This window comes from Paenibacillus phyllosphaerae (genome assembly GCF_014192105.1).
Taxonomy (GTDB): domain Bacteria; phylum Bacillota; class Bacilli; order Paenibacillales; family Paenibacillaceae; genus Paenibacillus_Z; species Paenibacillus_Z phyllosphaerae.
This window is the reverse complement of the sequence record NZ_JACHXK010000003.1, coordinates 270,726-294,126: the sequence shown is the minus strand read 5'-3', so window position 1 is coordinate 294,126 and position 23,401 is coordinate 270,726. Positions and strand designations below refer to the sequence as shown.

Here is a 23,401-nt window from a genome sequence, read left to right as displayed (position 1 = left end):
ACCTATGAAATTCGTCCTGCTATTCGGTCCACAGGCGGTCGGCAAAATGACGGTCGGCCACGAGCTGGAGCGGATCACTTCACTGAAGCTCTTCCACAACCATCAGACCATTGAACTGCTTCAGCCTTACTTCGGCTTCAGTCCGGAGATGTGGCGGCTATCGACGCTGTTCCGGAAAGAAATCTTTGAAGCGATGGCGCGCAGCGACCAGCCTGGCTTCATGTTCACGTTCGTGTGGGGCTTCGACTTGCCGAGCGACTGGGAATTCGTCGAAGAGACTTGCCGGATTTTCGAATCGCAGGGGCATGAGGTATGCCTGGTCGAGCTCGAAGCTGACTTGGAAGAACGGCTCAAGCGTAACAAGACCCCGCACCGCCTGGAGCATAAGCCGACGAAACGGAATATCGAACGATCCGAGCAGGATCTGCTAATGACGATGGAGAACCATCGGCTGAACTCGCTGCCGGGCGAGATCGCGAGGGACAACTACATGCGTATCCAGACGTCGGATCGAACGGCTGCCGAGACGGCGCAGCTGATCCGGGATCGGTTTCAGCTGTAATAGCGCAAACCATTCGAATTCCGTGTTCATCTCGATCACCGCTGGACGCATGCCAAAAAGGCTCCCCTTCTCCATAAGAGAACGGGAGCCTTCGCTCATTCTAGCAATGCTATGCTTATGCGTGCTTACGCTTATAGTACGTAATCGCCAGCGCCAAGGCCAACACCGATCCTTTGACGATATCCATCGCGTAATACGGCACGGACAGCATGACGAGGCCATTCGAGAGAATACCGATCAGGACGGCGCCCACGAATGTTCCGAAGGCGTTCGGCTTGCCCGCACCAAACACGGAGAAGCCGATAAAAGCTGCGGCGACCGCGTCCATCAAATAAGGAGCGCCGGCATTCACTTCCGCATTCATGACGCGCGCGCCGAGGATGACTCCGCCGATACCGGCGAACAAGGCGGATAGCAAGTAGGCGATCAGCCGGTATTTTTTGACCGCGATGCCTGACAGCTTGGCCGCCTCCGGGTTGCCTCCGATCATGTACATGTAACGGCCGTGCTTCGTATAGTTGAGGAACACATGCACCGCGATGACGACCAGCAGCATGAGGATAATAATCCACGGCACTTGACCGAGCTTCGAGAATGCGTCCGGAATAAGGCCTGTCGCGAAATCGCCGTTTGGCATGATCATATTCTCGGAGATCGTCGCCCCCTTCGTGTACGTGAGCGCCACCCCTTGGAAGACGAACATCGTCGCCAGCGTCATCAACATGTCTTGAATGTTGAAACTCGTCACGAGGAAGGCATTAATCAGGCCGATCACGATACAGAAGGCGAGCGCAACCGCAATGCCGACGAACATATTCTGCCCGTGCCAGACGAACATCGAGATGACGATCGCATTGGCCAGCGAAGCCGCCGAACCGACCGACAGGTCGAACCCGCCGACGGAAAGCGATACGGTCAACCCCGTTGCGATAATCGTCACGATCGAGATCGAACGCAGAATGTTAATGATATTCGAGCCGCTCAAGAAGCTGTCCGTCATCGTGCCGAATACGGCCACCAGGATAAAGATCGTGATTAGCGTCCCATATCTGTACAAAAATTCGACGATATTGCCCGCTCCCCTGCCGCGAGCCGTGCTTGCTGTCTTCATTCCACCATGCCTCCCGTGCTGTAGAGCAATATCTCTTCTTCGTTCGTCTGCGACGTCGTCAGCTCCTTACGGATTTCGCCGTCATACATGACATACATCCGATCGGTGATGCCCAGAATCTCGGACAATTCGCTCGAAGCGTATAGCACGCATTTGCCTTGCGCAGCCAGCCCCGCGACGAGCTCGTAGATGTCCCGCTTAGCGCCAACGTCGACACCTTTGGTCGGTTCGTCGAAAATATAAACGTCGGCGTCCGCCAGCAACCACTTGCCGATCGCGACCTTCTGCTGATTGCCCCCGGATAGATTGCGCACCTTCGCCCCTTCGCTTGGCGTCTTGATGCCGAGGCTGGCAATCATTTGCGCGGAAGCTTGTTTCTCCTTCGAGCGGCTCAACCACGTCCCCCAAGAGGTGAACCGGGAGAGTACGGCTGCCGTCAGATTGCTGGCTACCGATTCGTCCACGAATACCCCTTCGCGACGGCGCTCCTCCGGCACGAGCGCCAGTCCGCTGCGAACGGCAACATGCGGCGATCCAAGACGCAGCTTACGCCCGCGCAAGTAAACCTCGCCCTTCGCCGAATTCGAAGCGCCGAATAAAGCCCGGCACAGCTCCGTCTTGCCTGCGCCGACAAGGCCGGCCAGCCCGACGATCTCGCCAGCCCTAATGTTCAGGCTAACGTCGTTCACTTTGCCGCTGTCCACGATCCCTCTCGCTTCGAAACAGATTTCGCCGGGCGATGACGTTCGCTCCGGGAATTGGCCATCCAACTTCGCTCCGAGCATGTGCTCGACGACGCGCTGCTGCGGGACGCTTGCGATCGCCTCGCGAATGACGAGTTGTCCATCCCGCATGATTGTAATATCCTCGCAAATCTCGTACAACTCCGGCAGCCGGTGAGAAATGAAAATGACGCCGACTCCCTCGGACTTCAACAGCCGGACCAGCCGGAACAGCTGCTCAGTCTCCATCTGGCTGAGCGGCGCCGTCGGTTCATCAAGCACAAGAAAACGGCACTTCGTCGCCATCGAACGGGCGATCAGCACCATTTGCTTCTCCGCGAGGCTAAGCTCCGAGACGAGCTTGCGCGTCGGAATATAAATATTCATTCGCTCAAGTACAGCCTTGGCCGATCGATGAACGTCTGCCCAGTTCATCCATTGGCGGCCTTTCATCTCATGAACGGTCCGCTCCAGCATAATATTCTCGGCTACGGTCAGATTCGGAATGAGCGCCGTGTCCACCTCTTGATAGACGATCTGAATGCCGTACTGCTTCGCTTCTTTCGGCGTTCGAATCGCGGCCTCGGCCCCGTCAATGTGGATCGACCCCGTATAATGGTCGTAAGCGCCGGCCAATACCTTCATCAACGTCGATTTCCCCGCGCCATTCGCCCCGATCAAGGCGTGCGCGCGTCCGCCTTCCGCCATGAAGTCGACCTCGGAGAGCGCCTGGACACCGGGAAAGGCGATGGATATCTTCTTCATCTCAAGTCGTGATGTCTGCTGATTCAACTTAACTCCCCTTCTCCGCTAGATAGGATAGAGCGCCCCTATCCATTGGATAGGAGCGCTGCTAGTTTCCGATTGGCCTATCGATTATTTGGCATTGGCTTCCTTGAGCGCCTTCATCCAGTCCTCTTCGAAAGCGGTAGTCTGGCCCCAGCCTGGAATGATCTCGGCCAATGTCACCATGTTGACCGGTTCTGCCGATTTTTTCAGATCTTCTTGGACGATGTTGGCTGCTTCAAGATCGTAAGTGGCCGGCGTCTCTTCGCCTGCAATCTTCTTCGCGAGCAGACGCACATCGACCGCGCCGATCATCTTCGGATCTACTGCCGCAGTGGAGATCCATGGGCTGTTCTCCTCTTGCATCAGCTGCAGGTCGGCATTCGACACGTCGATACCGTAGATCTTGATCTCCGTACGGCCCGCTTCGATCAGCGCGCGCGCTGCCCCTTGAGCGAAAGCGTCCCATGTCGCGAAGATCGCGTCGATCTCGCCCTTCGGATGCTTCGCAAGCATCGCCGTAACCGCGTTCTGCGTCTCAACCGTCGTATTCTCCGTCGCAACGCCGAAACGTTCAACCTCTTTAATGCCCGGGTTCTTCGCCAGTACGTCCTGGTACACCGTATTGCGGCGAACCATTGCCGGGAAACCGTCTACCCACAGATACACGATATTCGCCTCGGCGCCTTGTTCTTTCACCAGTTGATCGAGCGCGAACTGCGCCAGCGCCTCATCCTTCTGGCTCGTCAGCGTTACGCCTTCAACATTCGCCAGTTCGGCATTGGAGTCGAACGCCACGACCTGCTTGCCCTTCTCGCGCAGCTTCTTCACCGCTTCGACTGTTGCCGGATCATCCCCGTGGGACACAACCACGCCGTCGTAGTCGCTGTCTACCGTCTGTTCAAGCGCATCGAGGAACTTCGCCGTGTCGCCGTTCGCGGTGAACGTATCAACCTTGAAGCCAAGCGCTTCGCCCTCTTGCTTCGCGCCGGCAAGGAATTGCGCCGTATGATCGTCGCCGCCAATCTTACGGATGACTTTCAGCTTAACTTGCTTATCCTTAAGGGCTGCCGGCAAATTCGCGATCTCCGCCGTGGCGCTGCCACCGGACTCTCCGTTATTGCCATTGTTGCCTTGCGTGCCGCAGCCAGTCACAACGATAACAGCTGCCAGCATGATCCCCATTAATGCACGAAATCTCTTACTCATAGAATTACCCTCCCACACCTTTTTGTCTCTAGTAATACAAGTAATCCTATAGGATATAAAAAGATCCGTCAATAACCTATTTCCCTTTATCGGCAGATTCTGTCATTAATCGACGAAAATAATTATATATTTCGAAACAATTCGACTTCCTTCACTTCTTTATTCGATGAAAGTCCCTATAAATTCCTTCTTCGTTGCGAAAAAAGAATGAAACGGATTAAAAAAAGGTATCCCGCCGCTATCGATGATGGGAGCAGGATACCTTTTTAACTATAGAATTGCTGTCGACTGCGCCTCCTATCGTTGGCGCAAACCAATCACTCCTAAGTGAATGCTGCGCTTCCTACCGTCGGCGCAAACCAATCACCCCTAAGTGAATGCTGCGCCTCCTACCGTAAGCGCAAACCAATCACTCCTAAGTGAATGCTGCGCTTCCTACCGTCGGCGCAAACCAATCACTTGGTTCGTAACTTGATCATCTTCAAAGTCGCTACGATGAGGAAGCTGACAATGACGAGCAGCAGCCAGGAGCTGATTTTGCTGATGTGCACGATCTGCCAGGCGTCCGACTGGTTCGGGTACTCCCAGCCCCCGAAGAACGTCGCTACATTTTCCGCGATCCAAATGAAGAATCCAATCAGGACGAAAGAGAGCGACAGCGGCATCCTGTACCGGACCCTGCCGACCTGATACGTCACCCATGTCCGCCAGAATACGATGATGACCAGCAGGGTGAGCCACCAGCGCACGTCGATCCAATAATGATGCGTGAAGAAATTCAGATAAATCGCTGCCGCGAGTGGCATGACGAGCCGAAGCGGCGGCCACTGGATCAACTCCACCTGCATTCTGCGCCACGCCTGGCATAGGAAGCTCGCTACGCTGGCGTACATAAATCCGCTGTACAGCGGCACGCCGAACAGCTTCGTGAACCCCTCTTCGGGATAGGACCACGAACCCATATGTACCTTGAACAATTCGAGCATAAGCCCGATTAAGTGAAAGACCGTAATGACCTTCAGTTCATCCACCGTCTCCAGTCCGCTGCGGACCATGAACCACTGCATGAGCAGACACAGCACGAGCAGCCAATCATAGCGGGGAAGCCATGGCAGCGAGATCCACTGCGTTATCGCAAGCGAGGCAAAAATCGCCACCGGAAATACGCAAGATAATGCCTGCCCCCAGCCGAATCGGATGAGCTGACGAATCGCGAACAAATCCGCATCACTCCTTTGTCATACGCAATAAAGCGAGTGTACCTGACAGCCTCTCGGGCAAAAAGAGAAAGTTGCGCCAAGGTTTGTTCTTATTTTTACTCGGACGATCAGGCCGCTTCCTAATGACAGGCTCCACTTGTTCCAATATGTTCCTAATTAGTAGAATAGCGATAGGCAATAGATTGAACAGGCACTATCATTGGAGGGTACGAGGATGAAAATGATGATCGGCCAGTACGGCGGCTTCGACGAGGCCAAATATCGTCGGGACTTTCAGGACGGATTCTACGGCATTGAAGCCTGTCTATTCGCATCGCAGGAAGATACGGACCAATTGCTGCGTGAAGCGAAGCTGCGCGAGTTTCGGTTGGGCGTCCATTTCCCATTCCATGCCGGGAGATCGAAGCTGAGGGACGCGCTACTGCTATCGCCGGATCAAACAACGAGGGAGCAGGCTTATGCGTTAGTCGAGGCCGAGCTGCGGGATCTTGCCGCCATAGCTCCCGAATACGTGCTCTTCCATTATCCGAAGCCGGTCATTCTGGACGAACAGGCCGATTGGGACCTATGGAACTTCAGCGGACCGGACGAGTATCTGCACGCGAGCGAATATTCGCAAGAAGAACTCATTCATTGGACCCGGCAATTGTTCGAATGGTTGAGCGCAGCGAGCGCGAAGTACGACTTCATCCCGGTCCTCGAATTCGATGCGATCAGCCGATACATCCATCAGTCCGAATTCCTGCCGGCAATGTTGGACGCCTATCCAGCCATCCGGCTCTGTCTTGATACGGCCAGACTTCACCTGCAAGCCTGCACCGATCCGAACTTTGACGCCATGGCCGTCATTCGAAGATATGCCAAATATGCGCATGTCATCCATCTGTCTTCGCTGCAAGTGAAAGACAAGACGTCGCATCGCCATCAGCCCGTCCTCCCTGAGCTGAAACCAGAAGACGGCTGGGCGCCGATCGAAGACTACCTCTCGATTCTGGCAGCGGAGAACTCCGGCGCGCGCATCTTGTTCGAGCATCGGTCGGATCGCATTACGGACGAGCAGCTGGAACAATGCTACGCCTGGGTACGCGAGTTATGGAGCAAGGCAACCCCGGCCCCAAGCGGAGCGTGAAGCTTCCCGATCAACTGGCAAGCGCGGCCATCTTAACTGTGACTTCATCCACAGAATCCAACGCAAGCACAAAGAGGAGGCAATCGTTGCCTCTCTCCCCCACATTGCCACTACGATGTCGGTTAGCCGGCATCACCACCGAACTTTTCTCGTCTTGGCCCACTACGTTTGTTTCAATGCGCTATGGACCGTACGGTACTCGAGCGGCGACACGCCCTCCGTCTCCCGGAACACGCGGGTAAAGTGCTTCACGTTCTCGAAGCCGGCGCTCGCGCTGATCTCGTATACCTTCAGGTCGGTAGCGGTCAGCAGCTCCTTCGCCTTCTGAAGGCGCAGCTTGCGAAGATAGCTGACGAATGTTTCGCCGGTATAATCCTTGAACGCCTGGCTGAAGTACGAATAGTTGAGCGATACATGATTCGATACCATCGCCATATTGAGATCGTGCTGGTAATTCGCTTGCATGTAGGTGATCGCCCGTTGGATCTCGCCCCGGTCGTTATGAGCTAGGCGAACCTGTTTGACGTAGTCGCTGAGCAGCTCGAGCAGATTCTCGACGGCATGGTAATAGTCGTGAAAATGATCGAAGTTATACAGATTGCCGACGGTCTTATGCAGCTTGAGCAGGTGGATCGATTCCTCGCCGTACAGCTGGAACACTTTATCGAAGACCAGCTCGTTGAGCGAACGGCTGATCCCTTCAAGGTAACCGATATCATAGCGCATAATCGCTCGAATATCGAGCACATGCTGCAGCACCCGCTTGAGCTCCTGGTCACGGTCGCACCCGAGCATGTTGGCGATCTTCTGAATCGACTCGAGGGGCAGCTTGTGGTTCGTATTCCGATCATGAATGTCGGCATAGTTGATCACATCCGGCGAAGTCTGGAGCAGACTGTAGCTAAGCGCCCGGATCGCTTCCGCATAGCCCTCCTTAATGGCCATGGCACCGGACCGCCGGCTGCTCAGCCCGGCCCGGAATCTGATGGCGCGTTCGCCTTGCATATAGGCCGACAACCGTTCGAACGGCGCATAGGAAGGACTTAGCACGACAAGCCGGCCATCCTTATCATAGAAGCGCAGCCGTACGTTACCCGCATGCAGCATGAGACTATCGATCTGCTGGACAAAATCGCGCCGGTCGCCGGATGTGCTCATTTCTGCCGGCTTGAGCAAGCTTAGATAATAGCCGTCTTCCAGCCATTCCAACCCGGCATGTACCAGCTGGTCCGTCAAGCCATCGGCCGCGGTCCCTTCGCTGGCGAGCAAATTATTAAGCAGGCTGGCCGCATAATCCTCGCGAAGCGCCTGCGTGCTTGCCAGCTGTCCGGATACCTCATCCTTGCGCTGCCGGTCGGAAGCCAACCGACGGAGCACGCCGAACAATTCCTCGCGGACGATCGGTTTCAGCAAATATTCCTTCACTTCGCACCGAATCGCAGCCTTCGCGTAGTGAAAATCGTCATAGCCGCTCAAGATGATGATGCCCGGCTTCTGCTCCCGCCCGTGCAGCTCGTTGATGAGCGCAATGCCGTCCATGACCGGCATCCGGATATCGGTAATGATCACGTCTACCTGTACCTCTGCCAGACATGCCAGCGCTTCTTCTCCGTCTGCCGCAAAATAAAACGTATACTCGCCGGCAAACTCCCTCTCAATCATCGATCTTAGGCCCATCCGAATGTTCTTCTCGTCATCAACGATGAGCAGGCTGTGCATGGTTGGATCCCCCTCCGGCTAAGATTAGGTACGGCAAGGTCATCGTTACCTTGGTGTAACTGCCTTGGACGCTCTCGACTCGAATCCCGTGCGATTTGCCGTAATACATGACGATCCGCTGATCCACGTTGCGAAGCCCGATTCCGCTGCCTTCCCGCTCGCTGCGGGCAGTCTGGCTGCGCATCAACTGGTACTCCGCATCCTCCAGACGGATCATCAGGTTCACCTCCCGAAGCTTGCTCTCCTCGATCCCGTCACCGTTGTCATGGACCTCGATGACGATGTTGTCGTTCATTTCGTACGCTTTGATCGTAATGACGAGTTTCTCCGCGGCTTTATGCTGCGACCGCATGCCGTGCTTCACCGCATTCTCCACGAGCGGCTGCAGCGACATCTTCAGCATCTCCTGCTCCATATAACCGGGAGGCACCTCACTGACAAGCGTCAGACTGTGGTCATATCGAATGTTCATGATGGCGATATAGTTGTGGATATGGGCAAGCTCATCCTTCAGGCGGACATGGTTGCTCGTCCACTGCAGATTGTAACGCATCATGCCGCCAAGCGACGTCAGCGCATCGGATATCGTATATTGTCCTTCGATCTCGGCCAGCATCTTCAGGTTCTCGAGCGTGTTGTACAGAAAATGCGCGTCGATCTGGTTCTTGAGCGACTTGAGCTCCGCTTCCTTCGTGGCGGCCTGCCGGTTCACGGCCTCGACGATCAGTTCATTAATCTTCTTGAGCATCTGGCGAAAATGAAAGGCCAGCTCGCCGACCTCATCCATGCTCGTAATCGCAATATCGACATTGAAGTCGCCTTTGCGTACCTTTTTCATCGACTCGCGGAGTATTTGCAGTTTCTTCAGAATGAGCGAATGCAAGAAATACGAGATGAAGGACAGCAGCGCGATCAGAATGATCATCGCAATGATAATGGTGTTGCGCGTCTGACTGACGTCGGATAGCGTGCTTGCGAGCGATACGACATTGAGAAGGTGAACATCGAGCTGGTCGATATAACTCGGAATAATCAGATACGGCGTCCCGTTATAGCGGAAGGAATAGCTGTCCCCGGTCTCATGCTCATGAAGCTGGAACTGCCGCATCACCTCTTCGACGCTTAGCTTGTCGAAGACCGGCGCGGCTTCATTCGTGAAGGCCTTGCCGCTGCGGTCAATGACGAGCATCTGCGACTCGCTGTCCTGCACGCTGCTGAAAGTTTTCTGGAAGAAGTTGCTCACCTCCATCGTCACCTCCAGCACGCCGAGATGGCGATCGTCCGGGAACTTGAACTCCCGGAGCAAAGAGACATACAATCCGGTCGCATTGTCCGTGCTCGTGCTGTTCTGAATGATGTCGCTGCTGCTCTCGCTAATATCCCACCACACAACGCCGTTCTGCTTAATAACGGTCGGGTACCAAGGCTTATCGACAATGCGCTCCTCGTTGAATATAATCGGCCAGAACTCATGCACGTACGGATTCGACGTATAGAGACGAATATTCGCGATGTTCGGATTGTTGAACAAGAAGTATTGGAAGCTCGCGAACGTCTTCGTCTTGAAGTCGATGAGAGCTGCCGTATCCAGCTCCTCGAGCGTCTCCAGATACTCCTTGACCCCGTTGTTCGAGACGGCCAGCTGCGCCGTCCGTTCCATCACCGCCGTATTGTTAGCCACATTCGTCTTCTCAATATCGAGAATGTACTGGTTCTTCTTCTCCAGATCCTTGATCGTCTTCAGATAGACGTCGTTGAACAAATACCAGGAGACCAGGATGATCGGAATCAAAATAATGCAAATGAACGAGAGGATCAGCTTCAGCTGGATCGACATGCGGCCGATCGTAATGGACATCTTCGTTACCCAGTTCCGGGCAAGCTTGATCATCTTGTCTGCACGCTCCTGCCCGTGATGGTAATAAGCCTGGAAGCCGCAAGCGATCTGCGGACTCCAGGCTATCGGCATTCCTGTATCGGCGTTACTTATTAAGCGCCTCCAACTTCTTCACGTTCTCCTCGTACGCCTTCTGGCGGTACGCGTCGATTTTGTCCTGCTTGTTACCGGTGCGGTCCTTGATGTATTTGTTCCACAGCTCATCGAATTCCGCGTCGGACTTCGCCAGCAGAAGTTTCGGCAGCGTCTTGCCCCAGCTGCGCGCGTTCTTGCTGCCCGCAATGCCTTCTTCCGAAGAGCTTGGCGCGTCGAGGTTATCGAACTCGGACATGCTGATCGATTTGCCCAACGTCCAGTCCGACAGCTGTTTGGACGGATCCACGCCTTGCGGCGCCCACTGCAGGTTCATGTTCGTGTCCATCAGCATCCAGTACGTGTACGATGCGCCGTACTTCTGGTCGAACGCCGTGCGGTCCTTCTGGAGCAGCTCGACGACTTCCGGCTTGAATTGATCCTTGCCGTCAATCGTATCGTACGTCACGCCTTTCTCTCCGAGGAACATATCCTTATTGCCTTCCTCGCTGATCAGGTAACTGAGGAATTCGATCGCCCGCTTCTTATCCTTCACGTCTTTGGAAATCAACGTCAGCGTCCAGCCGGAGATGCCGGGACCGGATAGTGTCGGCGCTTCCTTCTTCGAATTCGTCGGACCGTTAACCGCGATGTACGCCGTGTTCGGATCCTTCTGATAGAGCGAGATGTTCTGCGCCTCGAAGTCGGAGCGCTGGTACAGCATGGCGAAGTAACGGCCTTGCGCGATCTTCTCTTCCATCTGCGGACGTTTATCGATGAAGATGTCTTTGGACAATAGCCCCATCTCGTTCGCCTTGCGGAACGTCTTCAGCCAGCCGATATATTCGGGATCCAGCCTGCGGTCATAGAGCTTACCGTCCACCTGCTGCGGAATAGCCAGGAAGTTCTGCAGGTAGCCCTCGAGCGAGTAGTTGCCCGTCTCGGTGAACTCGTGGAGGCCAAGCGGAATGAGCGGCTGTCCGTTCACCTCAGGGAATTTCTCCTTGGCCAGCTTAAGCGCATTCAAGAATCCTTCCTGCGTGCTCATATCCGGGCTGCCGATCGCCTCGTACATATCCTTGCGTACCGCGAACGTCTGGTTGGACGTGAAGTTCGAACCGTACTTCTTATAATCTTCCGGCGATGACGATGCGTTCGGGTAACCGTATACATTGCCGTCCGGCTGCGTGTACCATCCTAGTTTAGCAGGATCTCCCACTTTGAAGAAGTAAGGATCGTATTGTTCCGCCAGCTCGTTAAGCGGCAGTACCAGCTTGCCGTTGATCATCTTCTTCACGTTCTCTTCATACCAGCCAAGGGTGATAAAATCCGGCAGCTTCCCGGAAGCGATCATCGTGTTCAACTTCTCGTTCTCGTTGCCGGCCGGCACGATGAAGTTGACGCTTACGCCCGTTTTCTTCGTGATGTATTCGCTGGTGGCATCGCCGCCCCACTTCTTGTTGAACCACGAGAAGTTCATGTACCAGTCGAACGTAATCGGGTCGGTATCGGATTTCCAGCCCGGCTCATCCGGATTCGGCTTGGCTTCGTCGCCTGTAGACGTGTTCGCAGCCTTGTTCGCCTGGTTCGTGGCGTTGGCCCCGTTCGCCGCATTACCGGAATTGCTCGCATCCCCGTTGCCATTGCCGCCGCCGTTCCCGTTGTTGCCGCCGGAACAAGCCGCGAGCGAGAAGGTCATCGCAAGTGCGATAACCGATGTTACGACTTTGCGCGCTTTGCCCATCGTCTAACCCCTTTTCGCTTTTGTTTAGAAACCCATCTATTAGCAATCCATCGCCTCGTGGGCTGCCGGACCGGTAACCGCATATCGAATGGTTAACCTTTGATCGAACCGATCATGAAGCCTTTGACGAAATACTTCTGCAAGAACGGATACACCAGCACGATCGGCGCCGTCGTGACGACCATCGTGGCCAGCTTCAACGATTGGCTGGTTACGGTAACCGCAACGCCGCTTGGCATCGCCGCCAGCATCTGATTCGAGCTCGATTGCGCGATCACGCGGAACAGATAGGTCTGAATCGGCTGCAGATCCATGTTGTTCATGTAGATCATGCCGGTAAAATAATCGTTCCATTGGTAGACACCGTGGAACAGCGCGATCGTCGCAATGACCGGCATCGAGCACGGGATGATAACCTGGTAGAAAATTTTCAGATCGTTCGCCCCGTCGATCTTCGCCGCTTCCTCCAGCCCTGCCGGAATCTCCCGGAAGAATGAAAGGAAGATGATCAGGTCGAAGAAACTGAATGCCGCCGGAACGATATACACGAGGAAATTATCGATCAAGTGCAGATCGCGAATGAGCAAATAGTAAGGGATCAAGCCACCGCTGAAGAACATCGTGAACGTCCCGATCAGCATATACAGCTTGCCGCCTATCAGCTCCTTACGGGAGAAGGCATAGGCGACCATTGCCGTGAACAACACATGCACCGGAACGCCGATGATCGTCTTCGCGACCGTAATGCCCATTGCCGTCATAATGCCTTCGCTGCGGAATACCGCGTCGAAGCTGCTTAGGCTGAACTCCCTCGGCCACCAATAGATGCCTCCGCGCATCGCATCCGTCCCGTCGTTGAATGCGTTGACGAGCGTATACCAGATCGGATACAGCGTCAGAAAACAGATGCATAACATCAGCAGGCCGTTGCACAGATCGAAGATCGCTTCAGAAACGGTCCGCCGTTTAAGCAAAAACATACGCGTCACCACCGCCTCTATCAGAATAAGGAAGTATTGCTGAGCCGCTTCGTCACGCTGTTGGCCCCTAGGAGCAGGAACAGCGCAAGGACCCCTTTGATCAAGTTGACGGCCGCAGCGTAGGAATATCGCCCGGATGCAAGGCCGACCTGATAGACGTAGATGTCGATTACGTTACTAGCTGTCTCATTGAGCGAGTTCCGCAGCACGAGGATCTGGTCGAAGTTCGAGTTCAGAATACCGCTGATCGCCAGGATGAACAGAATCGAGATCGTCCCTTTGATCGAAGGCAGCGTAATGTTCCACATTTTCTGGAAGCGTCCCGCGCCGTCGATCGTCGCCGCTTCGTACAATTCGGGCGATACGCTCGATATGGCCGCTAGGTAGATGATAGCCGACCAGCCAAGCTCCTTCCAGATGTCTGAGGTAATTACGATCGTCCAGAAATATTTGGGCTCGGCCAAATAGGTAATCGGGGTATCGATCAAATGCAGCGCCATAAGCAGCTTGTTAATGATGCCGACGTCCGCAAGCCATGTTGCCATAATGCCGCCAAGGATAACCCAGGACAGGAAGTGCGGCAGATAAGATATCGTCTGAATCGATTTTTTGAATAGCACCGACCGCACTTCATTGAGCAGCAGCGCGAACACGATCGGCAGCGGGAACCCGATGAACAGCTTCAGCAGGCTGATCCCCAGCGTATTCTTGATCACGTAGCCGAGATTCTCGTCCGTCAGGAATTCCTTGAAATGATCGAGCCCCACCCATGGCGCGGCCGAGATCGGCGCAATGATGTCATACTCCTTGAAGGCAATGATGACGCTGTACATCGGGATGTAGTTGAAGATGAGCATCCAGGCGACACCGAGCAGCGCCATCACTTGAATATACCGCTGGGCGTATAATTTGCGCATGAGCAGCCCTGCTCGTACCGGGCCGGTTGCCTGCTTGACTGCTTTCTCTCGAGCGCTTATTCTCCTACTCATATCGGATGTGCACCTCCATTTCCCCATTCAACTTTGTAAGCCCTTTCTATCCCATATATTAGGGGGTGTGACCAAGCAAGGCTAGGGCTTAAATTTTGGGTAGGGTTACTTTATTTCAGGTGGCGCTGTCCACACGGATGGATAAGGCGTTACGTTCGATCGTCTATTGAAAATGGATGCAGCAGCTCGTCGCATTATTAGACGTCATCTGTCCGCTTTCTGGATTCATGCAAACGCTCTATTGTGTTAGCTTTAGGTTGTGTCGCATAATTAGAGTCGTAATGAGGGAGCGTGCAAAGCATGATTCGAGTCGCAATGCTTAGCTATTGGCATGTGCATGCATGGGATTATACGAAGCAAGTGCAAGAGAATGAGGGTACTGTCGTTGCTGCGGTGTGGGATGAACAACCCGCTCGCGGACAAGAAGCGGCAGAGAAACTTGGCGTGCCGTTTGTCGCCGATTTGGATGAATTGCTGGCCCGTACGGATATCGACGCGGTCGTCGTGGACACGCCGACTTCGATGCATCACGAGGTGTTGATCAAGGTAGCGCGTGCCGGCAAGCATATCTTCACGGAGAAAGTCGTCGCGCCGACCATTCACGAAGTGAATGCGATTCTGGCTGCGGTCTCGGAAGCTCAAGTGAAGCTGACTGTATCGCTTCCGCGCCTCTACCATGGCTACACGTTGGCGATCCAGCAAGTCATTGCAAGCGGCGCCCTTGGCGAGCTCACGCAAGCTCGCGTGCGCCTGTCGCATAATGGAGCGACGGCGAACTGGCTGCCGGAACACTTTTACAATAAAGCGCAATGCGGCGGCGGCGCCTTGATCGACCTTGGCTGCCATCCGATGTACCTGGCACGTCTGTTCCTCGGACTGCCGGAGCGTGTAAGCGCTGTATACGGTTACGTCACGGGCAAGGAAGTCGAAGATAACGCCGTAGCTCTCCTCCACTATGAGAACGGCGCGGTCGGCATCGTCGAAGCGGGCTTCGTCAACGACCATTCCCCGTTCTGTATCGAACTTCACGGGACTAAGGGCTCCTTGCTGTACGGCTTGCCGGATAATGCGATCCGCGTACGCAGCAGTCAACAAGAGGCTGGCGAATGGACGGCAGTAGACAGCTTGCCGAATGCGATCACCGCTTTCGATCAATGGGTTAACCATATTCAAGCGAACACGACAGCCGACGAGAACCTGGAGCTGGCTGCGGATTTGACGAAGCTGATGGAAGCGGCTAATCTGTCGGCTGCGGAAGGCCGTGCTGTCCGCTTGAGCGACCTTACTCAGTAGGACGCGGCAGTCGTTACTGCACCAATAAGGGAGGGAACGCGGTATGGCCAAATTATTCGCCTTTGAACCGATGACCGAGAAGCCTGACGCCATCGATCTGCTCGGCATTCGGTTTCGGTGGGGCGGCTTTGGATTTCGGGTGCTTAGGTGTCATTTGACCTCCTTCCCTCCTGGGAAGGTCATCCGTTTCCACAAGCATTCGGAATACGAATTTCATTTTATCCCGCGCGGCAAGGGATCGGTTATCTTGGACGGCACGACCCATCAACTGCAGGAAGGGTCGTTCTATCTGACGGGTCCTGGCGTGCTGCACCAACAGGAAGCCGACGTGAACGAAGCGATGGATGAACTATGCCTGCATGTGGAGATCGTTCCGCTCTTGGAATCGGCTGACAGCGAGTGGGGCGCCGACTGGGAGCATCAAGAAGCCTTGGCCTGCGTCAATGGGCTGAATGCGCTGCCGCTTAAACCGCTAATCGATCAATATAATGCGATGAACTGGTTTCTTGTCGCCTATCGGGCGCTTCGGGACAACCAGCCGGGCGCTTATACGACGATCAAGCAGGCGATCATCCAAATCATGCAGCGTGCCGCAAGAACCGCGGATATGCCGAGCACGCCATATCCGATGCCGACAAGTTCGCTTAATGAACACCGCTTCAAACTGGCGATCCAGTTCATCCATGACAATTACTGCTCCGCCTTGTCGTTGCCCGAAGTAGCTGAGCGTATCCCGATCAGCAGCAGGCAGCTGCAGCGGATCTTCCGCGAACAAGGTGCTGGTTCCTTCACTACATACCTGGAGAGTTACCGGCTAACCCAGATTTGCCATGCCATGATGCAAGGACAGGGTCCGTTAGAGCAGCTCGCCTTGGAGCACGGATTCGCCAGCGCCAGCTACTTCTACGCGGTCTTCAAGAAGCGGTTCGGCATGACGCCGACGCAGTTCAAATCGCTTCAGATGGTGCAGTAAAAAACTTTTTTAGACCTGCTGTTTCATGGCTTGTTAAGGTGGTTAATAGTAATCAACGACCCCCCATTCATATAGAATGACTTAGACCCGCTGCTTGCAGCGGGTCCTTTTTTTATGAAATATAAGCGTTACAAGTATCCCTCTTCTAAGTTATCTGATCTAGACGGCCGCATTCGGCAGCCTGTCTTCGAAATCGCGCCAGTCCATGCGCATCTCTTCTTCGGTCAGCAGGCAGGTATCCAATCCACGAACCAGCTCATCGCGGTTCATCCCGATTCCGATCAATACGATTTTGTTGATCCGATCCCCATAGTCCGGATGCCATTGCTTGGCAAGATCCGGCTCCTCGCTCAGCAAGGCGTCCTGCTCATGCTTGGGCAAGGAAGCGACCCAGTACCCGGAAGGTCCGAATTGTATAGACGGTCCTGCCTGGCTAAGGTTTTGCCCGATCTGGTTCCGGGACGCGAGCCACACGATCCCTTTAGCACGGACAATCTGCTCCGGCCAATCGGCCAGCCAGCGGTACAGCCGCTCCGGATGGAACGGTCTGACGCGTTCATAGACGAACGAGGCAATGCCGTATTCCTCCGTCTCCGGCGTATGCGCCGGCAACTCCAGCTCGCGGAGCCAGCCGGCGGACGTGCTTGCGGCTTCGAAATCGAAGCGGCCGGTATTCAGGATTTCCGCAGGGTCGACTTGTCCGTTATTCGTGCGAATCAGCTTAGCCCGCGGCTGCAGCTTGCGAAGCACCTGTTCGAGCTCGGCCAAATCGTCTTCTTGGACTAAGTCGCACTTGTTCAGCAGCAATACGTCGCAGAATTCAATCTGGTCGATAAGCAGGTCGACGACTTCGCGGTGATCGTCCTCCCCGGTCGCCTGCTGCCGATCGAGCAGCGATTCGCCGGAAGAATAATCGTGCCAGAACCGGTAAGCATCGACGACGGTTACCATCGTATCGAGGCGGCACCAGCGAGTAAGATCAATCCCCTGCTCCTCATCAATATAAGTGAATGTCTGGGCAACCGGCACCGGCTCGCCTACCCCGGTCGATTCGATCAGAATGTAATCGAAGCGGCCATCCTGTGCCAGGCGCTCTACCTCGCGCAGCAGATCCTCCCGCAGCGTGCAGCAAATGCAGCCATTGGACATCTCGACCAAGGTTTCATTCGTGCGCGATAACCCGCCGCCTCCGCGTATGAGATCCGCATCGATATTGACTTCGCTCAAGTCATTGACGATGACAGCGACACGCATGCCATTGCGATTGTTCAAGACGTGATTCAAGATTGTTGTTTTGCCGGCCCCTAGATAACCGCTGAGGACGGTCACCGGAATTAATGCGGTAGGCTGAGTTTCGTTCGAATTTGTCATAGTCATGGTCATAGTCGTAATTGCTCCTTTTATGTAATTTTTACGATTTAAGTTGAATGGAAAAGCCGGCATAACGCCGACTCCCCATCGCGATTGTACGTTCTTTCACCTATACTCTATTGCAGCGCTTGAACCAAAGCATCTAGATTGTTCTTCATGACGCCGATGTAATCGAGATCGCTCTTCTTCTCTTCCTCGGTCAGCCCTTCCAGCGGATTCAGCACGGCCGTCGCTGCGCCGATCTCGTCCGCGACAGCCTTCGCTACCTTCGGATCGACCAGCGTCTCGAAGAATATCGTCGATACCTCGTGCTCCTTCGCGAATTCCACGATCTCCGCCATCTCGTCAGGCGAAGGCTCCTGCTCCGGCGTCAGTCCGGAGATCGGCAGCTGCGTCAACCCATACCGCTCGGCGAGATAGCCGAATGCCGCATGCTGCGTCACAAACTCGCGGTGCGAGACGTTCGCAAGCCCATCCTTAAAGGCTTGGTCCAACTCCTTCAGCTTGGCGATATACGCATCGGCATTCGCCTTATACGTATCCTTATTCGCAGGATCCGCCTGCTCAAAGCCGCTCAAGATGGCAAGCACCTGCTCCTGTGCCAACACTGGGTCCAACCATACATGCGGATCCAAGCCTCCATGGTTATGGCCGTGCTCTTCTGATTCCGCCGCATGTTCTTCCTCATGCCCGGCTTCGGCTTCAGTTGCTTCACCCTCTGCTTCATGGTCATGATCGTGAGCTGCTTCTTCCGCCTCTTCCATGAGCGTAATGTCATGGCTGGCTTCTACTACCGTACGTTCCGCATTCGAGGTGCTCTCAAGCGCAGACTCTACCCAGCCTTCCACAATCCCGTTATAGACGAACAAATCCGCATCCTGCACCTTGGCCATATCCTTCGCGCTCGGCTCCCAATCATGCGGCTCCACGCCGGTAGGTACGAGCAGTTCCACCTCAGCCAGATCGCCGGCAACCTGCCTGCTGAATTCGTACATGGGGTAGAAGGTCGTCACAACCTTCAGTTTCTCCCCCTGGCCTTGATCGGCCGTTGCTGGTTCGTTCTCCGCGCTGCTGCCGCAGCCTGTCAGCAATACAGCCAAGCCGGCCGTGATTGCGATTGATGTTCCCCATACTTTCACGATTATTGTCCTCCTATATTGTGTGATCCATGGTTCGGAATTGTTATTGCAACGAGTCCGTGCTCACAGCGCCGGATTGCGGCGGCTGCGTGTAAGCCGCCTCTCTTCTGTTCTCCCGCTGCCTCCGTTTGCTCAGCTGGACCGCTACTCGCTTGATCGTAATTCCCGCGATGAACAGGAACAGCAGCGTTAGCGCGATCGTACCGCCCGGCGGCGTGCTAAACATATAAGAAGCGGTCAGTCCGGTGAACGTCCCCGTTAATCCGGTCGCGATCGCGATTCCGATCGCCGCGGCGAAGCTGCTGGCGATCCGAATGGCCAGCGACGCCGGCAGCACGATCAGCGAGGAGACGAGCAATACGCCAACGATCGGCATGGCCGAAGCGACGATCATCCCGGTCAGAATACTGAAAGCCATCGACAGCCCATTCACAGGCAGTCCGCTCGTCTTCGCCGTCTCCTCGTCGAAAGCCATCTGATAGAGCGGTCTGCGCAGCAGGATGAAGAACAGGCCGCCGATGACAGCCGTGACGAGCATAAGCCATAGCTCCTGGCTCGTCACCGCAACGACAGAGCCGAACAGGTACGACGAGAAGCTTTTGCTAAGGCCGGTATCCAGACTCATCAGCACGACTGCGGACGATAAGCCTCCGACCATTATGATCGCGATCGAGATCTCGCTGTACGTCTTATAGGAACGGCGGACGTACTCCACTGCGATCGCGCCTACGATGGCCGAGGCAAACCCGGTCAGCGTCGGGTTCATATGCAGATAAGCGCCCCCGGCGACGCCGGCAAGCGATACGTGCGACAGCATATCCGCCATGAGAGCCTGCCTGCGAAGCAGGAGATAGACGCCTAGCACCGAAGCCATTACGGCGATCAACCCACCGGCATAAAATGCCCGCTGCATGAAGTCGTAGTGCAGCATCTCCATCGTCCATCCTCCTTTCGCTCCAAGCTGATCATCCGGTCGAGGTAGGGCTGGACCTCAGACAACTCATGCGTGACCATCACGACCGTTTTGCCATGCTCCTTCACCAACCGGTTCAAGAAAGCATAGAAGCTGCTCCGGCTCTGTTGATCCATGCCGGTCGCCGGTTCGTCCAGCATGAGCAAGTCGGGCTGCTGCACGAGCGCCCGCGCAATACAGGCACGCTGCTTCTGGCCACCGGACAGTTCGCCGATCCGGCGATGTCTCAGATCCCACATGCCGACCTGCTTCAGCGCCTGCTCGGTCAACGCATGATCTTCTGGCTTCAACCTTCTCAGCCAGGAACCGATCGCATGCCTTCCGGAACGGACGAATTCCAACACCGTGCTCGGGAACCCGCCGTTGAAGGAGGCGATCTGCTGAGGTACGTAGCCGACGACCAGCTTGCTGCCGCCCGTCGACTTCCTGGACAGGTACACCTCGCCGCTCCAAGGGCGGAGCAGGCCCAGCGTCAGCTTCAACAACGTTGACTTGGCCGCGCCATTGGGTCCCGTGACGGCGACGAATTCGCCGGTATGAATTTCGATATTTGCTTCTTCCAGATGAGGAACATCGCCATATCCGAATACGACTTGCTTCATAGATGCTAATAACATACGGATGACGCCTCCTAACGCAATGGTTTGTAATTTTTACGATAACATCAGATTGGTTTGCACGTCGTCTTGAACGTGCAGCATTCTGATAACATCAGATTGGTTTGCACGTCGTCTTGAACGTGCAGCATTCTGATAACATCGGATTGGTTTGCATGTGTTCTTGGACATGCAGCATTCTGATAACATCAGATTGGTTTGCATAACCAAGCATTACATTTGTATCGCTTGCCATCTTGAACAATGCGCTCACTCTTAATATGTAATCTTTACACTTTAAGCAGTCTACCAGTTTTACTGGGCGGCGTCAATGTAAAAATTACAAATTAGAAATAAGTATCGTTGCGTGATGGCCAGATCGATGATTCCCGTTACGAGAATCTAGAACTAACTCCACGCCGCGCAAAAAAAGCCGCTGTTAAGCGACTTTTAAGCATATCCGTCATTGTCTCCTTTATCGATTCGGAAAATAACTCATCTCCGAAGGCGATACTTGCTTTGACGACGGTTCCTCCACGCTATTCGCTGGCGCATTACCCGAACTTTCATCGGAGCAGTCCCGCCGGTATTTCCCCTCCTCCAGCTTCATATCGATGAAATCGACGATTTGTTGAAGCGAGGCAATCTGACTGACGATGTTCGCGCGTTGACTTCTGATCTGCTCTACCAGTTCCGGATAATCCCCGGGGTCTGCATCGGCAGAGACGGCCAGGAAAGGCCGCATGTCCTCTAGCGGCAGCCCCGTCTTCTTCAAGCAAGATAGCAGCCGAATCGTATTGATGTCCTCCAACCGGTAGACGCGGTGCCCGTTATCCTTCCGCTCCGCACGGGGCAGCAAGGCGATCTTCTCGTAATAACGGATCGTGTCCTCCGAAATTCCGGTCTGCGCGGCCGTTTGTTTTATCGTAAACGTTTGCTCAGGATTCATTCTAACCTCCGGCAGATTCCTTTTAAGAGCATTATAGAACTTGGAGTCAGCTCCAAGTCAACTCCTTATTTTCTTGACCAAAATATTCGTTACTCGCCTTGACTTGGAGTCGACTCCAAATTGTACATTTACGCAATCAAAGGGAATATCCCGCTATCACAAGGAGTCGACGTATAATGAATAACGACCAAAAGGAAAATATCGCATTGATTACAGGCGCTAACGCCGGGATCGGGCTGGAATTGACCCGTAGATTGCTAACGCAGGGTTGGCAGGTGGTTGCGATGAACCGTTCCGACTTTCCCGCGGATGATAAGCGAATCCAAGACGCCGTGAAGGAAGGACGGCTTCGCGTCTATCCAACGGTCGATCTCGCTGATTATGCCAGCTTGAGACGGACTTTGGAAACGATCAAAAGCAAGGAGCAGCGACTCGATATTCTGTTCAACAACGCCGGCGGTTCCTTCCCCGAGCTGAGCTATTCGCAGCAAGGGCGCGAACGGCACTATGAGCTGATGACGGTCGTTCCATTTATCATTCTGATGGAATTAATAGACCTCCTTCGGAACGGCCGCTTAAAAACGGTGATCAACACCTCGTCATCTGCGCTGAAATTTACGAGAGAGCTCTCGATTGAAACGTTAGAGCAACCGAAAACTTTCCGTAAACTGCTCGGTCCTTACGCCGCCTCCAAGCTAGCCCTCTCGCTTTGGACGCAGGCCATCGCGCCGCAGCTTGCCATGGACGGCATCAAGATTCGCAGCGTTGACCCGGGCGGCAACAATACGCTTCGGAAAGGCAAACCATCAGGACTGCCTCTATTCGTTGAACCTTTGATGAAACTGTTCTTCCCTCCGCCTTCCCACGGTGCCGATAAACTGTATGATGGTGCGCTAGGGATACACAGTAAGAAGACCGGCGTTTTCGTGCAGAAAGGTCAGATTGCGGCAATAAAATTCGAGAATCAGGCGCAGCCTATCCTGGCGAGAATAAATGAAATTTATAAGCACGAATTCCTGCTGCGCGACTTCTAACTCTACCGTTACCAACAAAAGTGAAACGGCTGTCGCCGTTCTCTGGCAGCGTAATAGGTTTCATTCCGGAGAAATACAATATGCTTTATAAACGCGAAACTCATAAACGCTTGTATGTAAATAAAGGCCGGCCCTATGGCATCATTCAGATGCCTAGGCCAGCCTTTTGCACATGCACTATTGTTCTTCTATCCGCGATAAAAATGCCTTCGTGCGCTCGTTGGTCGGGTTCTGCAACACTTGCTGCGGCGTCCCCTCTTCGACCACGACGCCGTTATCCATGAATATGACTTTGTCCGCTACCTCATAGGCGAATTTCATCTCATGGGTGACGACCGCCATCGTCATGCCTTCCGAAGCCAGCTCACGCATAACCTTCAGCACTTCGCCGACAAGCTCCGGATCGAGCGCCGACGTCGGTTCATCGAACAGGAGCAGCTTCGGCTCCATGGCAACCGCCCGCGCGATCCCGACGCGCTGCTGCTGACCGCCGGATAGCTGATGCGGATAAGCATCCGCCTTATCGGCAAGACCGACCTTCGCTAGCAGCTGCTGCGCTCTTGCCTTCGCTTCTGCCACCCGCTTCTTCTGGACGATGACCGGGCCTTCCATAATGTTCTCGAGCACCGTACGATGCGGGAACAGATTATAGCTTTGGAACACCATGCCGGTATTCTTGCGGATGTCGAGCACCGTCTGCTTATCGGGCTTCTTATTCCCCGTGAAGTCAAGCGTGTAATGAAGCAGCTGAAGCGTGCCTTCCGTCGGCTGCTCAAGCAGATTCATGCAGCGCAAGAGCGTCGTCTTGCCAGAGCCGGAAGGTCCGATAATGACCAGCACGCTGCCCGCTTCTATCTTAAGATTAACGCCTTTAAGAACCTCGTTATTGCCGAAGCTCTTTTTCAATTTCGTCATTTGCAGCATCGTATCACC

Annotated in this window: 20 protein-coding genes; 5 read left to right on the top strand and 15 right to left on the bottom strand. The window is 54.5% G+C overall.

Features of this window, described 5'->3' with window-relative positions:
* Positions 1 to 4: 4 nt before the first annotated feature.
* Positions 5 to 562, top strand: coding sequence for a DEAD/DEAH box helicase family protein (locus FHS18_RS09000; RefSeq protein WP_183599185.1), 558 nt, complete (start codon positions 5 to 7; stop codon positions 560 to 562).
* 115 nt (positions 563 to 677) lie between these two features.
* Here FHS18_RS09000 and FHS18_RS08995 read toward each other — a convergent pair whose 3' ends face one another.
* The 4 genes from FHS18_RS08995 to FHS18_RS08980 form a co-directional block, all read right to left on the bottom strand.
* Entirely contained in the window at positions 678 to 1,673 is a 996-nt protein-coding gene (locus FHS18_RS08995; protein ID WP_183599183.1) for an ABC transporter permease, read from the bottom strand.
* The gene (locus tag FHS18_RS08990; RefSeq protein ID WP_183599674.1) at positions 1,670 to 3,160 is read right to left on the bottom strand and encodes a sugar ABC transporter ATP-binding protein; all 1,491 of its coding nucleotides are present in this window, start codon (positions 3,158 to 3,160) and stop codon (positions 1,670 to 1,672) included. The genes FHS18_RS08995 and FHS18_RS08990 overlap by 4 nt, the downstream gene beginning before the upstream one ends.
* A gap of 111 nt (positions 3,161 to 3,271) precedes the next feature.
* Positions 3,272 to 4,390 carry a sugar ABC transporter substrate-binding protein gene (locus tag FHS18_RS08985; RefSeq protein WP_183599181.1) on the bottom strand — a complete coding sequence of 373 codons (1,119 nt, stop codon included), beginning with the start codon at positions 4,388 to 4,390 and terminating at the stop codon, positions 3,272 to 3,274.
* A gap of 455 nt (positions 4,391 to 4,845) precedes the next feature.
* Positions 4,846 to 5,610 carry a DUF817 domain-containing protein gene (locus tag FHS18_RS08980; protein ID WP_183599179.1) on the bottom strand — a complete coding sequence of 255 codons (765 nt, stop codon included), beginning with the start codon at positions 5,608 to 5,610 and terminating at the stop codon, positions 4,846 to 4,848.
* A gap of 214 nt (positions 5,611 to 5,824) precedes the next feature.
* On the opposite strand from FHS18_RS08980, the gene FHS18_RS08975 reads away from it, so the two are divergent.
* Positions 5,825 to 6,739 carry a TIM barrel protein gene (locus tag FHS18_RS08975; protein ID WP_183599177.1) on the top strand — a complete coding sequence of 305 codons (915 nt, stop codon included), beginning with the start codon at positions 5,825 to 5,827 and terminating at the stop codon, positions 6,737 to 6,739.
* A 162-nt stretch (positions 6,740 to 6,901) separates the two neighbouring features.
* Here the strand turns inward: FHS18_RS08975 and FHS18_RS08970 are convergent, their stop codons facing one another.
* The 5 genes from FHS18_RS08970 to FHS18_RS08950 all read right to left on the bottom strand — a co-directional run bounded on the left by FHS18_RS08970 (position 6,902) and on the right by FHS18_RS08950 (position 14,068).
* Entirely contained in the window at positions 6,902 to 8,458 is a 1,557-nt protein-coding gene (locus tag FHS18_RS08970) for a response regulator (protein ID WP_183599176.1), read from the bottom strand.
* Complete coding sequence (locus FHS18_RS08965; protein ID WP_183599174.1) at positions 8,436 to 10,349, bottom strand: sensor histidine kinase; 1,914 nt, start codon at positions 10,347 to 10,349, stop codon at positions 8,436 to 8,438. Before FHS18_RS08965 ends, FHS18_RS08970 begins: the two co-directional genes overlap by 23 nt.
* 91 nt (positions 10,350 to 10,440) lie before the next feature.
* A complete protein-coding gene (locus FHS18_RS08960) occupies positions 10,441 to 12,171 on the bottom strand; it encodes a type 2 periplasmic-binding domain-containing protein (RefSeq protein WP_183599172.1) in 1,731 nt (576 codons plus the stop codon).
* Positions 12,172 to 12,263: 92 nt separating this feature from the next.
* A complete protein-coding gene (locus tag FHS18_RS08955) occupies positions 12,264 to 13,151 on the bottom strand; it encodes a carbohydrate ABC transporter permease (protein ID WP_183599170.1) in 888 nt (295 codons plus the stop codon).
* Between the two features lie 20 nt (positions 13,152 to 13,171).
* Positions 13,172 to 14,068, bottom strand: coding sequence for an ABC transporter permease (locus FHS18_RS08950; protein ID WP_246427566.1), 897 nt, complete (start codon positions 14,066 to 14,068; stop codon positions 13,172 to 13,174).
* A 372-nt stretch (positions 14,069 to 14,440) separates the two neighbouring features.
* Here FHS18_RS08950 and FHS18_RS08945 point away from each other — a divergent pair, with 372 nt between their 5' ends.
* Both FHS18_RS08945 and FHS18_RS08940 read left to right on the top strand, forming a co-directional pair.
* On the top strand, positions 14,441 to 15,433 hold the full coding sequence (locus FHS18_RS08945; RefSeq protein ID WP_183599166.1) for a Gfo/Idh/MocA family protein: 993 nt from the start codon (positions 14,441 to 14,443) through the stop codon (positions 15,431 to 15,433).
* A 43-nt stretch (positions 15,434 to 15,476) separates the two neighbouring features.
* On the top strand, positions 15,477 to 16,406 hold the full coding sequence (locus tag FHS18_RS08940; protein ID WP_183599164.1) for an AraC family transcriptional regulator: 930 nt from the start codon (positions 15,477 to 15,479) through the stop codon (positions 16,404 to 16,406).
* 159 nt (positions 16,407 to 16,565) lie between these two features.
* Here the strand turns inward: FHS18_RS08940 and FHS18_RS08935 are convergent, their stop codons facing one another.
* The 5 genes from FHS18_RS08935 to FHS18_RS08915 form a co-directional block, all read right to left on the bottom strand.
* Positions 16,566 to 17,789, bottom strand: a complete 1,224-nt coding sequence (locus FHS18_RS08935; RefSeq protein WP_281378693.1) for a GTP-binding protein — start codon at positions 17,787 to 17,789, stop codon at positions 16,566 to 16,568.
* 104 nt (positions 17,790 to 17,893) lie between these two features.
* Entirely contained in the window at positions 17,894 to 18,916 is a 1,023-nt protein-coding gene (locus tag FHS18_RS08930) for a metal ABC transporter substrate-binding protein (RefSeq protein ID WP_343060472.1), read from the bottom strand.
* Positions 18,917 to 18,959: 43 nt separating this feature from the next.
* On the bottom strand, positions 18,960 to 19,853 hold the full coding sequence (locus FHS18_RS08925; RefSeq protein WP_183599162.1) for a metal ABC transporter permease: 894 nt from the start codon (positions 19,851 to 19,853) through the stop codon (positions 18,960 to 18,962).
* Entirely contained in the window at positions 19,799 to 20,506 is a 708-nt protein-coding gene (locus FHS18_RS08920; RefSeq protein ID WP_183599160.1) for a metal ABC transporter ATP-binding protein, read from the bottom strand. Before FHS18_RS08920 ends, FHS18_RS08925 begins: the two co-directional genes overlap by 55 nt.
* A 454-nt stretch (positions 20,507 to 20,960) precedes the next feature.
* Positions 20,961 to 21,434 (bottom strand): MerR family transcriptional regulator, encoded by a 474-nt coding sequence (locus tag FHS18_RS08915; protein ID WP_183599158.1) that lies wholly within the window; start codon positions 21,432 to 21,434, stop codon positions 20,961 to 20,963.
* 176 nt (positions 21,435 to 21,610) lie between these two features.
* Here FHS18_RS08915 and FHS18_RS08910 point away from each other — a divergent pair, with 176 nt between their 5' ends.
* A complete protein-coding gene (locus tag FHS18_RS08910) occupies positions 21,611 to 22,468 on the top strand; it encodes an SDR family NAD(P)-dependent oxidoreductase (protein ID WP_183599156.1) in 858 nt (285 codons plus the stop codon).
* Between the two features lie 177 nt (positions 22,469 to 22,645).
* Here FHS18_RS08910 and FHS18_RS08905 read toward each other — a convergent pair whose 3' ends face one another.
* Positions 22,646 to 23,392 carry an amino acid ABC transporter ATP-binding protein gene (locus FHS18_RS08905; protein ID WP_183599154.1) on the bottom strand — a complete coding sequence of 249 codons (747 nt, stop codon included), beginning with the start codon at positions 23,390 to 23,392 and terminating at the stop codon, positions 22,646 to 22,648.
* Between the last annotated feature and the right edge of the window lie 9 nt (positions 23,393 to 23,401).